The sequence below is a fragment of the Microbispora sp. CA-135349 genome, assembly GCF_050947365.1.
Lineage (GTDB): Bacteria > Actinomycetota > Actinomycetes > Streptosporangiales > Streptosporangiaceae > Microbispora.
Genome location: NZ_CP192001.1, coordinates 5,743,108 through 5,758,024 on the forward strand (window position 1 = coordinate 5,743,108; position 14,917 = coordinate 5,758,024).

The 14,917-nt window shown below is 73.0% G+C and carries 12 protein-coding genes; 4 read left to right on the forward strand and 8 right to left on the reverse strand.

Features of this window, described 5'->3' with window-relative positions; translation table 11 throughout:
* Positions 1 to 6: 6 nt before the first annotated feature.
* The 7 genes from ACQPZZ_RS26440 to ACQPZZ_RS26470 form a co-directional block, all read right to left on the reverse strand.
* Positions 7 to 1,452, reverse strand: coding sequence for an MFS transporter (locus ACQPZZ_RS26440; RefSeq protein WP_363639144.1), 1,446 nt, complete (start codon positions 1,450 to 1,452; stop codon positions 7 to 9).
* Positions 1,453 to 1,458: 6 nt separating this feature from the next.
* Positions 1,459 to 2,814 carry a cytochrome P450 gene (locus ACQPZZ_RS26445; RefSeq protein ID WP_432923362.1) on the reverse strand — a complete coding sequence of 452 codons (1,356 nt, stop codon included), beginning with the start codon at positions 2,812 to 2,814 and terminating at the stop codon, positions 1,459 to 1,461.
* Positions 2,815 to 2,959: 145 nt separating this feature from the next.
* Positions 2,960 to 3,982 carry a polyprenyl synthetase family protein gene (locus ACQPZZ_RS26450; RefSeq protein WP_432923365.1) on the reverse strand — a complete coding sequence of 341 codons (1,023 nt, stop codon included), beginning with the start codon at positions 3,980 to 3,982 and terminating at the stop codon, positions 2,960 to 2,962.
* Positions 3,979 to 5,517 carry a cytochrome P450 gene (locus ACQPZZ_RS26455; protein WP_432923368.1) on the reverse strand — a complete coding sequence of 513 codons (1,539 nt, stop codon included), beginning with the start codon at positions 5,515 to 5,517 and terminating at the stop codon, positions 3,979 to 3,981. Before ACQPZZ_RS26455 ends, ACQPZZ_RS26450 begins: the two co-directional genes overlap by 4 nt.
* A complete protein-coding gene (locus tag ACQPZZ_RS26460) occupies positions 5,514 to 6,620 on the reverse strand; it encodes a terpene synthase family protein (protein WP_432923371.1) in 1,107 nt (368 codons plus the stop codon). Before ACQPZZ_RS26460 ends, ACQPZZ_RS26455 begins: the two co-directional genes overlap by 4 nt.
* Before the next feature lie 368 nt (positions 6,621 to 6,988).
* Positions 6,989 to 8,227, reverse strand: a complete 1,239-nt coding sequence (locus tag ACQPZZ_RS26465) for a transposase domain-containing protein (RefSeq protein ID WP_432923374.1) — start codon at positions 8,225 to 8,227, stop codon at positions 6,989 to 6,991.
* A 659-nt stretch (positions 8,228 to 8,886) separates the two neighbouring features.
* A complete protein-coding gene (locus tag ACQPZZ_RS26470; protein ID WP_363639130.1) occupies positions 8,887 to 9,393 on the reverse strand; it encodes a flavin reductase family protein in 507 nt (168 codons plus the stop codon).
* Between the two features lie 307 nt (positions 9,394 to 9,700).
* On the opposite strand from ACQPZZ_RS26470, the gene ACQPZZ_RS26475 reads away from it, so the two are divergent.
* The 4 genes from ACQPZZ_RS26475 to ACQPZZ_RS26490 all read left to right on the forward strand — a co-directional run bounded on the left by ACQPZZ_RS26475 (position 9,701) and on the right by ACQPZZ_RS26490 (position 13,569).
* Positions 9,701 to 10,480 carry an ABC transporter permease gene (locus ACQPZZ_RS26475; RefSeq protein WP_432923377.1) on the forward strand — a complete coding sequence of 260 codons (780 nt, stop codon included), beginning with the start codon at positions 9,701 to 9,703 and terminating at the stop codon, positions 10,478 to 10,480.
* Positions 10,481 to 10,590: 110 nt separating this feature from the next.
* Complete coding sequence (locus ACQPZZ_RS26480; RefSeq protein WP_432923380.1) at positions 10,591 to 11,643, forward strand: taurine ABC transporter substrate-binding protein; 1,053 nt, start codon at positions 10,591 to 10,593, stop codon at positions 11,641 to 11,643.
* Complete coding sequence (locus ACQPZZ_RS26485) at positions 11,627 to 12,490, forward strand: ABC transporter ATP-binding protein (protein WP_432923383.1); 864 nt, start codon at positions 11,627 to 11,629, stop codon at positions 12,488 to 12,490. Before ACQPZZ_RS26480 ends, ACQPZZ_RS26485 begins: the two co-directional genes overlap by 17 nt.
* Entirely contained in the window at positions 12,490 to 13,569 is a 1,080-nt protein-coding gene (locus ACQPZZ_RS26490) for an LLM class flavin-dependent oxidoreductase (protein WP_432923386.1), read from the forward strand. The genes ACQPZZ_RS26485 and ACQPZZ_RS26490 overlap by 1 nt, the downstream gene beginning before the upstream one ends.
* A gap of 26 nt (positions 13,570 to 13,595) precedes the next feature.
* On the opposite strand, the gene ACQPZZ_RS26495 is transcribed toward ACQPZZ_RS26490, so the two are convergent.
* Positions 13,596 to 14,906 carry a sulfite oxidase gene (locus tag ACQPZZ_RS26495; protein WP_432923389.1) on the reverse strand — a complete coding sequence of 437 codons (1,311 nt, stop codon included), beginning with the start codon at positions 14,904 to 14,906 and terminating at the stop codon, positions 13,596 to 13,598.
* Positions 14,907 to 14,917: the final 11 nt, after the last annotated feature.

The window sequence follows — 14,917 nt, forward strand, 5'->3', positions numbered from 1 at the left end:
CACCGCTCATCCGGGGCGGCGCGGCGTGCGTATCAGGACCGCCACCAGCACCAGGGCGACCGCGACGAACACCGTGGCGAACAGGAACGCCGTCCCCATCGCCTGCGCGAGGGCCTGGGCGTGGTCGGCGGTGCGGGCCTGGCGCAGGCTCGTGCCGTACACGGTCACGAGGACGGCGAGGCCGAGCGACCCGCCGATCTGCTGCATGGTCTGCATGATCCCCGAGGCGGCGCCGGCGTCGGCGGGCCCCACACCGGCGAGGATCGTCGCGTTCAGCGGCATCAGGAACGCGCCGATGCCGACGCCGAACATCAGGACCGGCACCAGCAGATGCGGCGTGTACGGCGTGCCGGCGTCCAGGCGCGACAGCCAGAACGCGGCGCCGACGACGAGCAGCAGCCCGGCGACGATGAGCGGCATCGCCCCGGTGCGCGGCAGCAGCCGGGGCGTGAACCGGGCGGTGACGAACGTGCCCAGCGACATCGGCAGGAACGCCAGGCCGGTCGCGAGCGCGCTGAATCCCAGCACGTCCTGCAGGAACTGCGACACGAAGAACAGCACGCTGAACAGGCAGGCCATCGTCAGCAGCACGGTGGCGTAGCCGGTCGCCCGGTTGCGGTCGCGGAACAGCCGCAGCGGCATCGTCGGGTGCGCCACCCGGACCTGCGTCACGAGGAAGACGGCCAGCAGCACGAGCGCGAGGACGAACGCGCCGATCGTCACCGCGTCCTCCCATCCGGTGGCGGCGGCCCGGATGAAGCCGTACACCAGGGCGGCCATGCCGGCCGTCCCGGTCAGCGCGCCCGCCAGGTCGAGCCGCCCGGCGCCGCGCCGCGGCTCGGTGACGAACAGCGGGGTGAGCACCGCCACCGCGACCCCGAACGGGACGTTGACGAACAGCACCCAGCGCCAGGAGGTCCACTCGGTGACCACGCCGCCGAGGATCATGCCGAGCGTCTGGCCCAGCCCGGCGGCGGTCGCGTAGACCGCGAGCGCCCGGTTGCGCGGGGCGCCCTCGTCGAAGTTGGTGATCAGCAGCGACATCGCGCCGGGCGAAGCGAGTGCGGCGCCGACGCCCTGCACGGCCCGGGCCGCGAGCAGCTGCCAGGAGGTGACGGCCATGCCGCCGAGCAGCGAGCTCAGCGTGAACAGCACGACGCCGGCGACGAACACCCGGCGGCGGCCGAACAGGTCGCCCGCCCGGCCGCCGAGCAGCAGCAGGCCGCCAAACGTGAGCATGTACGAGCTGAGCACCCACGACAGGGCCGTCGGCGTGAAGTGGAGACCGGCCTGGATCTTCGGCAGGGCGATCGTCATCACGTTGTTGTCGACGATGATCATCATGTAGCAGGTGACGATCAGCGCGAGGACGACGCCCGGGCGGTGACCGTACCTCGGTGGGGCCTGTGCGGGCGGCGCCCCGGTGGACGAGGTGGTGGACGATGCGGACATAGGACTTCAGTTCTCTCGTGAGCGGGTTCTTTCCCTGACGACCATGGGCAGCCGCCGGGGCTGGAGCATCGGAGACCGGGCCGGGCGGATCGTCTCGCCGGGCGCCGGGTGGAGGCTCCACCGCCGCACGAGCGCGGCCATGAAGATCATCATTTCCTCCCAGGCGAACGGCTCGCCGATGCAGCTCCGGTTGCCGGCCCCGAAGGGCAGGTAGGAGATGCGCGGAACGCGCGCTCCGGCGTCCCCGGCCCAGCGGTCCGGGTCGAACCGATGCGGCTCGGGGTAGACGGCCGGGTCGCGCTGTATGGCGTGGACGGAGAACAGCACGTGGCTGCCGGCCGGAACGTGGTGGCCGCCGAGATCGACGTCGTCCACCGACCGCCGGGTGAACAGCCAGGCGGGCGGGTAGAGCCGCAGCCCCTCGGTGAGCACCCGGCGCAGGTAGCCGAGCTCGGCCAGCGCGTCGTGGCCGAGCGGCCGGGCGCCGAGGACCTCGCGGACCTCGGCGGCGAGCCTGTCCTGCACGTCCGGGTGGGTGCTGAGCAGGTGGCAGGTCCAGCTGAGCACGTCGCGCGCCGTCTCGACGCCCCCCAGGAACAGCGCCATCGCCTCGTCGTGGATCTGCCGGTCGTTCAGGTGCGGACGGGCCCGCAGCAACATCGCCATCATGTCGGCGTCGCCGGTCCCGGCGTCCGTCCCGCGCGCCTCGTACTCCGCGATGACGCCGGCGAGCGTCTCGTCGAGGCGGCGGCGGGCCCGCTCGAACCGGCGGTTGGCGGGGGTCGGCAGCCGTTCCAGCCAGCCCACCGGGAAGGCGATCCGCCTGGTGACGCCCTTGAGCAGCACGGGAAGCGACTCCTCCACGGCGACGGCGACCGGGTCGCCGAGCCCGGAGGAGAACAGCGCCCGGCAGACCACGGCGACGGCGAAGGCGTGGATCTCCAGGTCGAGGTTCACCGTCTGGCCGTCCCGCCATGCGCCGACGCGCTGATCGGCGGCCTCTCGCATCTGCTCGGCGTACGCGGCGATGCGCCGGTGGTGGAACGCCGGCTGCACGAGCCTGCGGTGGGCCATGTGCTGCGGCTCCCTGGAGTTGAGCAGGCCCTCGCCGAGGAACGGCGCCGACTTCTCGTACGCCACGCCCTTGTCGAGCTTGCGCACGTCCTTGGTGAGGATCTGGTGGGCCAGCGCCGGGTCGTTGACCACGTACGCCCGGACCGGTCCGAGCCCGATCGTCACGACGGGGCCGTGACCGCGCAGCGACTCGAAGAAGCCGCGGGGATCGGTGAGCATCCGGTGGAGGTGGCCGAACAGCGGCGCGCCGCCGGGGGCCGGCCTCACCTCGGGCAGGGTGGCGGTCATCGTCCTCATCTCCTCAGGCGACTGCGGGGGCGGTGCCGTGCGGGCGGGCGCCGGCGGCACACGGGCGGCGCTGCCGCCGGTCTGTGGGGGCGGCCAATGCGGGTGGCCAGTGCGGGTGGTCAGTGCGGGTGGTCAGTGCGGGTAGTCAGTGCGTGCGGGCCACGACGAACTCGGCCAGCCCGGCGAGCTCGGCGGCGGCCACGGGATCGACGGTCACGCGGTCGAGGATCCGCAGGGCGGCGTCCAGGTGTCGCGCCGCGCGCTCCGCCGCGAACGCCCGGCCGCCCGCTTCGCGGATCAGGGCGGCCGCCTCGGCCGGCCGCGGCACCGGCGCGCCGAGCAGGGTGGCCAGCCGGCCGGACCGGTCGGCCGCGAGCGCCGCGACCACCGGGAGCGTCTTCTTGCGCCGGCGCAGGTCGTTGTGGACCGGCTTGCCGGTGACCTCCGGGTCGCCCCAGATGCCGAGCAGGTCGTCGACCGCCTGGAACGCCAGGCCGAGTTCGCGTCCCATGCCGGTCACGGCCGCGACCGTCTCGGATGGGGCCCCGGCGAGCACGGCCCCGAGCCCGGCGGCGCAGCCGAGCAGCGAGCCGGTCTTGCCCGCGGCCATCGCCAGGTATTCGTCCACGCCCACCGCGCCGGGGCCCGACCACGGGCGTCCCTCGAACGCGAGGTCGGCGGCCTGCCCGTTGGCCAGGTCGAGCAGCGCGCGGGACAGCAGGCGCACGGCCGCGGGGCCGGTGCCGGGGGTGGCGTTCGCGAGCGTGTCCATGGCGAGGCCCAGCATGGCGTCGCCGGCCAGCACCGCCGCCCCCACGCCGTACGCCTTCCAGACCGTGTCACGGTGCCGCCGCCGCTCGTCGCCGTCCATCACGTCGTCGTGCACGAGGGAGAAACCGTGGACCAGCTCGACCGCCACCGCCCCGGGGACCGCGGCCTCGGCCGGGGCGCCGAGGGCCTGCGCGGTGAGCAGCGCGAGCGCCTGGCGCATGCCCTTGCCACCGTCGCCGGGAACGGCGTTGCCCGCGGCGTCCGTCCAGCCGAAGGCGTAGGCGGTCATCCGCCCGGCCCACGGGTCCAGCCGTTCGACGGCCTCCCGCAGCGCCGGCAGCACAAGGGCGCGGCAGCGGCCGAGCGTGCCGACCGCGCTGTCCTCGGAGACCGTCACAGCGCCCCCACTCTGCTCCGGGCGCGGCGCACCGGCGTCATCAGCAGCCTCCCGGTGCCGAGCGACGCCTTCGGCACCGCGATCTGGGGTTTGCTGCCGCCCGCCGGGCGCAGCCGCCAGCGGGAGGCGATCGCCGCGAGCGTCAGGGTGGTCTCCGCCTTGCCGAAGCCGTCGCCGATGCACTTGCGGCTGCCCGCGCTGAACGGGACCATCGCGCCGCGCGGCACGTGCCCGGCCCGCTCCGGCAGCCAGCGGTCCGGGTCGAACCGGTCCGGGTCCTCGAACACCGCCGGGTTGCGGCCCAGGGCGTACGGGCTGTACATGACCGTCGTGCCCGCGCTCAGCCGCCTGCCCGCCAGCTCCGTCTCCTCGGTGGTGACGCGGGTCAGCAGCCAGGCCGGGGGATACATGCGGAGGGTCTCGTTGAGCACCCGCCAGGTGAAGTCGAGCCGGGGCAGGTCGTCGAACGACGGCGGGCGGCCGCCGAGCACCTCGTCCACCTCCGCGTGCAGGCGCTCCTCGATCTCCGGGTGACGCGCCAGCAGGTGGAGGACCCAGGCCATGGTGTTGCCCGTCGTCTCCGTGCCGCCGATGAGCAGGGTCATGACCTGGTCGTAGACCTCCGCGTCGGACAGCCCCTCACCGGTGCGCTCGTCGCGGGCGTTGACGAGGATCGACAGCAGGTCGCCGCGGTCGGTCCCGGCCCGGCGGGCGTCCTCGATGGTCTCCGCGATGACCGCGTGCATGCGGGCGCGCACCCGCTCGAACCGGCGGTTGCCCGGGGTGGGGATGCGCTCCTGCCAGCCGAGCGGCGCCACCATGCGCTTGTAGACGCCGCGCATGATGACCGGCATGCAGTACGCGACCTCGGGGACGGCCCGCTCGCCCACCGTGGTGGCGAACATGGTCCGCGCGGTGATGCGCAGGGTGAGCGCGTGCATCGCGTCGCTCACGTCGAACGGCTCGCCCTCCCGCCACGCGCCGACGACCTCGTCGATCTCCTCGGCCATCAGGGCGACGTAGCCGGGCATCCGGCTGTGGTGGAAGGCCGGCTGGAGCATTCTGCGCTGCACCCGGTGGTCCTCCCATTCGGAGGCGACCAGGCCGTTGCCGACGAGCAGCCGGGCCTTCTCGAAGAGCGGGCCGCCCTTGTCGAACGTCCGCGACCGCTGCAGCATCCACATCACGACGTCCGGATGGCAGGCGAGGTACGCCTTACGGGGGCCGAGCCGTACCTCCGCCAGGTCGCCGCGCGGCGGCAGCGCGGCGAGGAACTCCAGCGGCCGGCGCCACAGGTGGACGGCGTGCCCGAGGACCGGGAGCGCGCCCGGCGCCACGACGAACCGGTAGGACGGCGTGGCCGGCGCACGCCGGGCGGAGGTGACCGGGCACGCCTCGCCGGGGCTCCCTGCGGCCGGAACCGGCTCGGGGCCGGCGGACGACTCAGTCCCGACAGAAAGCTCGGGCCCGGCGGAGGTGACCGGGCAGCCCTGGCGGGGGCTCTCGGCGGGCGGGCGCGGCTCGGGGACGGTCATGCGGCGCCCCCTTCCGCGCCGTACGGCTCCTGGCGGAACCTCGTCACGGGCGCGTGCAGGTCGACCCAGCCCGAGGTGCTGCCGTCCCAGACCGAGCCGTCACCGAAGTATCGCGGGGTGAGGTATTCGAACTCCTGGCTGCCGCCGATCATGTGGTCGAGGGCGCGCAGGTAGGCCCGCACGTCCGCCCGCTCGCCGAGCGGCCCCTCCAGCACGGCGTCGCGGGCCGCGATGTACGCCTTCTCGTGGTCTTCGGCCAGCTCGCACAGCCGGTCGACGGCCTGCTGGAGGCCGAGGCCCTCCCGCTCGGTCAGGACCCGGACCACCGTCATCTTGTCGTCCTGCGCGTGCTCCTTCCGCCAGGACAGCAGGTCGTTGATGATGATCATCTGGCGCCGGCAGTGCAGGTGGACCTCGGCGAGCCGCGAAATCAGGTCGCTCATGTCCACGCCCGCGCCGTACTCGGTCATCAGCTCGATGAAGTCGCAGCCGAAGCTGTCCATCCGCACGGCCAGGCAGGTCTCGTAGTCGGGCACCTCGTCGGCCAGCTTCGCCCGGATCTCGGTGGCGCAGCCGCGCAGGAACGCGTCGAGGCTCGCGGCGAACCGCCGCACCTGTCCCTCGCCGAGCCCGGGGCTGATCCGCCGCCACAGGTCCTTGCCCGCCCTGACGTACGGGTCGTCGCTGGGCGCGCCGATGTCGCCGTTGAAGTCGGCCAGGATGGCCGCGAACGCCTCCCTGGCCCTGCCGTCGCTCGCGCCGAGCGCGGAGCGGTCGGAGACGAAGCTGTCGATGACGGTGACGTACTGGTACCAGTCGGCGATGTCCCTGGCCCGCTGCTCGGTGGCGTACGGCACGGTCAGCGGTCCGTACAGCCCGTTGCGCTGCCGCAGGAAGAACAGCAGGTGCTCCTCTTCGGCGAAGCACTCGCCAAGCATGGTCCGCACCCAGCCGTTCGAGGCGAACTCGATCTGCGCGGCGTTGGGGTGGTAGGCGAACGGCAGCAGCCGCGGCAGCTCGGGGAGGAAGAACTCGGTCGGGCTCGCCGCCGCGGGCGAGCCTGCCTCCAGCGGAGGCGATTGCGCGTGGAGAACCTGGCCCATGGCTACTCCCGGGAATTGTCATTCGGGCACGCCGCTGACGCCCGTTGCCGGGCGGAAAGGCATACGTGAACCGGCCGATCGTCAGGCGCGAACAAAAAACGGATGCATTCAGGGCGTCACTCTAAATGCGCCCTTCCCGCCATGTCAACATTACCTACTTGCTTAGTAGGTTGCTGCGGAAAACGGCTGTTCAGCGCGTTATGAGTCGCCGGGGAGCCACTTAGCCTACGTCCACCAACACGATCGGACAAAGAGGATGAACTGCCCGATACAGGGCGATATCTCCGGTCGACTTGCCAAGCTTCAGAGCCGGAGCCTACCGAGTCACGAGTCAAGCTAAGTGTGATTTCGGGCCGGAAAACCGTCGGCTATGCCGTGGAAACGCCGTCCGGAATAGACCGGGAAAAGCGGCCGAGGACGCGTATTCCGGGCTCCGGCGACACGTTCGCGGCAGGCCCAGCCGCCTCCGCGACGGCACGGGAAACGAGCCCGCCGATCGCGCGGTGCGCGAGCAGGTAACCGTAAATCTCCTGCCGCACCATGTCGGGGCTGTGCGAGCGCAGCATCCGGCCCGGGCCGCGCAGCATGCCGTTGAGCTCGTCGCGCCCGGAGCGGCGCACGCCCCACTCGTGGTGTGCCCGGGCGAGCGCCGCCGCGGGCGCCGCGCCGGGGTCGGTGATGGTGGTGGCCAGGGTCACGCGCTCGCCACCGGGCGTCTCGTACTCCAGGACGCGCACGAGCGCGGCGCCCGCCTCGCCCGGGTCTCCGGCCGGCAGGCGGCCCGCCGACGCGGCCCGCACCAGCGCGTCGCGGGTCTCACCGCCGAGGTCCGGGTCGGCCAGCACGGCGGTGGCGGACCCGTCGTCGCAGGCGGCGACGACCGGAAGCGGAAACCCGGCGGGGACGCGCCACAGCAGTTGCGCGCCCGTCCGGGCCGCGCCGCACCAGTCGGGCCAGCCGAAGAAGTCCGTTCCCGCGATGAGCAGCCAGTCGCCGCCGAGCCGCGGATGGAGCCTGCGGGCCAGGGTCCGCACGCTCTCCCCCTGGCCGCCGATCTCCGCGGCGACGACGGTGCGCGAGGCGGACTCGGTCACCGTCACGAGGCGGATCCGGGGTAACGCGGAGACCTCGCCGTTCAGCACGCCGTAGCCGAACTCCGCGACGTTCTCCTTGGAATCGGGAGCGTCCCAGTCGGCCGCGTCGAGCCCGGTGATCCGCCACGGGCCGAGGAAGGCGCCGGGGACGCCCGGGTCCGCGACGGGCACCGCCACCCGCGTGAACAGCTCGCGCAGCGGCTCGTGGCCCAGCCGCCTGCGTGCCTGGGTGATGCCGCCGGAGGTGGGCCGCTCACGCCGCGGATCCCAGCAGCCCCAGGAGGAGAAGGTGTCGACGAGGCGTCCGGCGACGTCCTCGTAGTCGCCGTCGGGGAACAACGCCATCCCCATCGCGAAGTAGACCATGAGGTACGGCGGCAGCTTGCCGTCGGACCTCCGGGCCTGCCGCCCCGTCTCCAGCAGCGCCCGGTCGACGGCCTCCCGGGGAATGGACGCCGCCACGACCCCGATCGACAGCCAGTCCGGGAGCCGCCCGTCCACGTCACGCCTCATATGCGGACTGTAGAACACGGCGCGCGGGCCCTCACTCCCGCCGGCGCCTTCCGGCCGCCCTGTTGAGCGACCGCTGTTGGGTGACTCCTCCGCTTCCTGATGGGAGCGGCGAGAAAGGCGTCGGCACAACCCGGACGGAGGGAAACGCGGAATCACCGAGCAGCCGAAGCAGGCCGCGGATCAGCTCCTCACGGCGGGCCTTCACCCGGCCACCCAGAACGGGACGCGGTACTTTCGGACACCACACCACGTGGTACCCGAGGTGATACGCCGCACCGGGGCGGGCGCGCACCCGAGAAGTCACACGATGACCATGAGAGCACCGCCCATGCGATGGGCCTGTCGTGCAGGCAGTTTCGCGCCTTCGATCTCGAGGGGCTGCACAACCGGCTCGGCGTTCTGCCCGGTTGGCACATTCTCACGATGACGGCCATCGGAGTTCCGCTCCGGGCGACACGGCACCCCCCGCACGCGAGCGCCGGAGCATCGTGGACCTGCACACCGCGGGAGTGTCATCTCCATGAAACGGGTGGCGGCACCGAAACGGGTGGCGGCACTCCGGCGCCGGTGATCAGGCCGCGGGGGGTGGCCGGGGAACCGGCGTGCGCGCCGGGGAAGGGAGGCGGGGCCCGCTGCGTCGCCGGGGCGGAACGCCACCGTCAGGGATGGGCGATGAACCGGCCGAACCGGCCCTGGTGATACAGCAGAGGGCGATCCGGGCCGCGTACGTCGGCCTGGGCGACCAGGCCCACGACGAGGATGTGGTCGCCCACCTCGACGGTCTCGTGCGGCAGGCAGATCAGATGCGCGGCCACGTCCTCGAGCAGCGGCGCTCCGAGGTGCCCGGGACGCCACCGGGTGGGCTCGGCGAACCGGTCGATGCCCTTGCGGGCGAACCGGGCGGCGAGTTCGGCCTGCTCGCTGGCCAGCACGTTCACGGCGAAGTGGTCCGCCGAGCGCAGCGAAGGCCAGGTGGTGGACGCCTGGTCCACATAGAAGGAGACGAGGGGCGGGTCCAGGCTGACCGAGGAGAACGAGGTGGCGGTCAGCCCGACGGGTACGCCGTCGCTCTGCGCGGTGATCACGACGACGCCCGCCGCGTGCACCGCGAGGGCACGCTTGAAGCCGTCGGCGTCCAGAGAGGGGGCGGGCAGAGTCTCCGTCATGGAAACCTCCGTGTTGGTCACAGCTGGCTGAGGGGTCGGTCCGGCGATCGGGAGGACCTCGACATGCACGCCCGGTCCGGGACCGAGCGCCGGCGACGCGGTCGCAGTTCACGTCGGGGTGCCGGGCGAGTTGCACCCCCTGGCTCATACCGCGACGCTACGACCCATTCGAACCAAAGTCAACATTCCCTACTAGGTTTACATAGATAGCTCCGTTCGACAGTGGCGTCCCGGTTTGCGTGGAAGGTCGGAAGCCTTTAGATTCCCCACTAATTGAGTCTGTTTACCCGGTTTTGAAGGTCGGTCGATGATGCGTGCTGTCGGGCTCCGGGCAGGAGGAGTGCTCCTGCTGGCCGCGATCTGGTGGGCGGTCGCCGCGGCCCGCGTCTGGCCCGAGGTCTTCGTCCCCTCACCCGGCGCGGTGTGGCGGCAGCTGTGGCTCACCTCCTCGGCCCATGACGGCCAGCGGGGGTACAGCGGCTACCTGCTCTACGAGCACCTGCTGGTCAGCCTGCGCCGCATCGGGCTCGGCAGCCTGTACGGCGTGGCCGGCGGCATCGCCGTGGGCCTGCTCATCGGCCTGGTGCCGACGGTCCGGGCGCTGCTCGGGCCGCTGGTCACCTTCGTGCGGACGCTCCCTCCGCTGGCGTACTTCAGCCTCCTGATCATCTGGTTCGGCATCGACGAACTGCCGAAGATCTGGCTGCTGCTCATCGCCGCGCTGCCCCCCGTCGCGGTGGCGACCGCGGAGGCGGTGCGCGGTGTGCACGAGGACTATCTGCACGCGGCCCGCTCTCTGGGCGCCAAGCGGTGGCAGCTGCCGTACCGCATCGTGCTGCCCTCCGCACTGCCCGAACTGATCACCGGTGTCCGGGTCGCCGTGGGCGTCGCCTACACGACCGTGGTGGCCGCCGAGACCGTCAACGGCGTGCCGGGCATCGGCGGCATGATCCGCGACGCCCAGCGCTACAACCAGACCGACGTGGTGGTCCTCGGGCTGCTCGTCATCGGCGCGTCCGGCCTGCTCATCGACACCCTCCTGCAACTCCTCGAGCGCACGCTCGTGCCCTGGCGCGGCAGAGCCTGAGAAGGCTCCCGGGCGACACAGAGCCTGAGAACGAGCCCGGGCGACACAAAGCCTGAGAAGGATCCCGGGCAGAGCAGAGCCCGGGGAAGCCCCCGAAGAAAGACACCGCAATGAGACACCGACTCGTCCCGGCGCTGCTGCTCGTCCTCGGCCTCGCCGCCTGCGCCCCCACGACCGGCGCGGGCGCCGGCGCCGGACAGGCCGCCGCGCCCGCCCGCAACGCCGACGGCTCTCCCAAGGAGATCCGCATCGGCTACCAGCTCATCCCCAACGGCGACCTCATCGTCAAGGACCAGCGGTGGCTGGAGACCGCGCTGCCGGACACCACGATCACCTGGACCAAGTTCGACTCCGGCGGCGACGTGAACACCGCGATGGTGGCGGGCGGCATCGACATCGGGCTCGCGGGCAGCGCCCCCGTCACGAGAGGCCTGTCCGCGCCGCTGAACATCCCCTACAAGGTGCCGTGGATCTTCGACGTCATCGGCGAGAACGAGGCGCTGGTGGCCAGGCAGGCCACCTCGATCGCCGGCCTGAAGGGCAAGAAGATCGCCACCCCCTTCTCCTCCACCTCCCACTACAGCCTGCTCGCGGCGCTGCAGCAGGCCGGGCTGAAGGAGTCCGACGTCACCGTCGTCGACCTGGAGCCACAGGACATCCAGGCCGCCTGGACGCGCGGCGACATCGACGCGGCGTACGTGTGGACGCCGGTGCTCGGCGAACTACGCAAGACCGGCACGGTGCTGATCACCAGCAAGGACCTGGCCGCCAAGGGCAAACTGACCGCCGACCTGGCGGTGGTGCGCAGCGAGTTCGCCACGGCCTTCCCCGGCGCCCTGCGGACCTGGCTGGTCCAGCAGGACCGGGCGGTCAAGCTGGTGCGCTCCGACGGGCAGGCGGCCGCCGCCGCGGTGGGCCGCCAGCTCAACATCACCCCCGCGGAGGCCGCCGAGCAGATCGGCGAACTCGTCCTGCTGGACGGCGGGCAGCAGGCGGGCGCCGATTATCTGGGCACGCCGGACCGGCCGGGAACGCTCGCGGAGAACCTGCGCAGCACCGCCGAGTTCCTGAAGGCGCAGAACAAGCTGCCCTCCGTCCCCGCGCTTTCGGTGTTCCAGGCGGGCCTGGCCACGGAGGAACTGCGCGATGCCTTCCCCGGATGAGGCGCTCACCGTCCGGACCGCCGCGGTGCGGCTAACCGGCGTCAGCCTGACGTACGGCACCCGCGGCGGCGGCCCCTTCCGTCGCCGGGGAGAGCAGGTCGAGGCGTTGCGCGATCTCGACCTTGACGTCGGCCCCGGCGAGTTCGTGACGATCGTGGGGCCGTCCGGGTGCGGCAAGAGCACGCTGCTCCGGCTCGTCGGCGGCTTCGCCTTTCCCAGCACCGGGCGGATCGCCGTCTCGGGAGCGCCGGTGAACGGTCCCGGGCCGGACCGGGGCGTGGTGTTCCAGCAACCGAGGCTGTTCCCCTGGCTCAACGTCCGGCGCAACGTCGAATTCGGGCTGCGCATGGGCGGGATGCCCGCACCGCGGCGGCGCGAGCGCGCCATGGAGCTCCTCGACCTCGTCGGGCTCGCCGACGCCGCCGCACGCCGCCCGTACGAACTGTCGGGCGGCATGCAGCAGCGCGCCGCGATCGCCCGCGCGCTGGCGCCCGACCCGGCGATCCTGCTGATGGACGAACCGTTCGCGGCCCTGGACGCGCTGACCCGCGAGCGTCTGCAGGAGGAGATCCGCCGCATCTGGCGGGCCACCGGCAAGACCGTGCTGTTCGTCACGCACGGCGTCGACGAGGCCGTCTACCTGGGCACACGGGTGATCGTGCTCAGCCGCCGGCCGGGCCGGATCGTCCTCGACCACCCCTCGGGCCTGCCGTTCGCTGCCGATCCCCGCACCGATCCCGCCTTTCCCGCGCTGCGCGAGACCATCGCCACGGCCGTACGCCGGTCCGCGTCCGGCCCGGCGCCCGATCCGGTGTCCGATCCCCGTACCGATTCCGAGGTGACCTGATGCGCTTCCACTGGTTCCTGCCGACCACGGGCGACGGCCACGACGTCCGCTCCGCCATCACGACCACCGACAGCTTCCGTCCCGCCGCACGTCCCGCCACCCTCGCGTACCTGGCGCAGGTGGCCGGGGCCGCCGAGCAGGCCGGGTTCGAGGCCGCGCTCACTCCCGTCGGCGCGGGCTGCCCCGACCCCTGGATCGTCTGCGCCGCCCTGACCCAGCACACCGAGCGGCTCAAGACGCTGGTCGCCTTCCGCACCGGGTACACCCTGCCCACTCTGCTGGCCCAGCAGGCTCAGGCGTTCCAGGACATCTCCGGCGGGCGACTGCTGCTGAACGTGGTCACCGGCGGCGACCCGGTCGAGCAGCGCGCGTACGGCGACTTCCTCGACCACGACGCCCGCTACGCCAGAACCGGCGAGTTCCTTCAGGTGCTGCGCCGCGCCTGGGCGGGCGCGCCCTTCGACCACCACGGCGAGCACTACCGCGTCGAGGCGGGCGGGCTCACCGAGCCGCTCGCTCCGGCCCCGGACGTCTACTTCGGCGGCGCGTCCCCCGCCGCCGAACGCGTCGCCGCCCGTCACGCCGACGTCGCGCTCATGTGGGGGGAACCGCCGCGGGCCGTCGCGGCGCGGATCGACCGGCTGCGCGCCCTCGCGGCGTCGGCGGGCCGGGAGTTGCGGTACGGCCTGCGCGTCCACGTCATCGCCCGCGACACCGGCACCGCCGCCTGGACCGAGGCGGAGCGCCTGCTCGCCGGCATGGACCCGGCCCGCATCGCCGAGGCCCAGCGGCGTCTCGCCCGGTACGACTCGGTGGGGCAGCGCCGCATGGTCGACCTCCACCGCGGCGACACGCGTGACCTGGAGATCCACCCAGGCCTCTGGGCCGGTGTCGGCCTGGTGCGCGAGGGCGCGGGAACCGCCCTCGTCGGGTCCTACGACGAGGTCGCCGCGCTGCTGCGCGAGTACGCGGCGCTGGGCGTGGAGGAGTTCATCCTCTCCGGCTGGCCCCATCTGGAGGAGGCGTACCGCGTCGGCGAGTACGTCCTCCCCCGCCTCCGGCCCGTCGTGGCGGCCTGACGCCCGGGCGGCGGCCCACCCCGGAGTCAGGTCACGACGACGGGGTGGCGCACCACCGCGTCGAAGGCATAGCCGAGGGCGTTGTACGCCGCACGAAGGGGCTGCGCGGCGCCCGTCTCGTCGGCGGCGCGCACGAGCAACCTGAGGTTCCCCGCCCCGTGCGGGGTCCAGGGGAACACCCAGCGGACCCAGCCGCGCGGGTCCCGGTCGTCGCGCAGCCGCGCCGGCCGCCAGGACACGCCCTCGTCGTCGCTGACCTCGACCCGGACCACCCGTCCGCCGCCCGACCACGAACGGCCGCGCAGCAGGTGTTCACGCCCCGCCTCCAACCGGGCCGGCCAGGGCAGTTCGAACGCGCTTTTCACCCCCACCCGGGTCAGCGGCGGGCCGCCCCCGGGCGGGTGACCGGGGCCGTGCATCCGGTACAGCCGCGCGCTCCACGGCGACTCCAGCGGCTCCGCCGATACCTCGACATCCCCCAGCCACTTGATGGAGGCGGCACCCACCCACCCCGGCACCACCAGCCGCGCCGGATGACCGTGATCGGGCGGCAGCGGCCGCCCGTTCATCTCGTAGGCCACCAGTACGTCGTCCAGCGCCTTGTCCACCGGAAGCGGACGGCGCACCCTTCCCAGGTTCTCCCCCGCCTCGACGTAGTCGGCGTCCAGGCCCCGCGGCATCAGCGCGACCGCCCTGTCGCTCATGCCCGCCCTCTCCAGGAGCGTCGCGAGCCGTACGCCCCGCCACCGGGCGACCCCGACCGCGCCCAGGCGCCAGGGGGTGCCCGACACCTGCTGGTTCTGCTGCTCGCCGTACAGGCGGCGTCCGTTGCCGGCGCACTCGATGAACGCCGTCACCTCCTCGGCGGGCATGCCGAGCAGGTCGCGGTAGGTGAACGCGACCGGCCCCCGGCGCAGGCCGCCGCCCCAGAACGTGAGCCGCCAGGAAGCCGCGTCGATCAGCGGCGTCGCGGTGTGGTTGCGGACGAAGAAGAGGTGGTCAGGCGTCAGGTAGTCCACCTCGCGCAGCGCCTCCCAGCGGGTCTCCGCGTTGGTGCCGTGCACGGCGAACAGGCGGGGCGGCAGGGGCTTGCGGACGCTGGGCCGGGCGACCGGCGCCGGCAGGGCGCTCGGGCCGGACCGGTGGGACGGCCCGGGAGAGCGGGACTGGCCGGGCGGCGCCGGCGGCGCGGCCGAGGCCGGCCGGGCGGGCGGCACAGGCGGTACAGGCGGCGCGGGTGGCGTGGGCGGCACCGGTGGCGCGGGCGGCGTTCCCCCTCCGGCGACCGCCTCGCGCGTCCCCGGATCGTCCTTCGTGGTCGTGAACCGTGGGTCCATGCCTTCCCCGC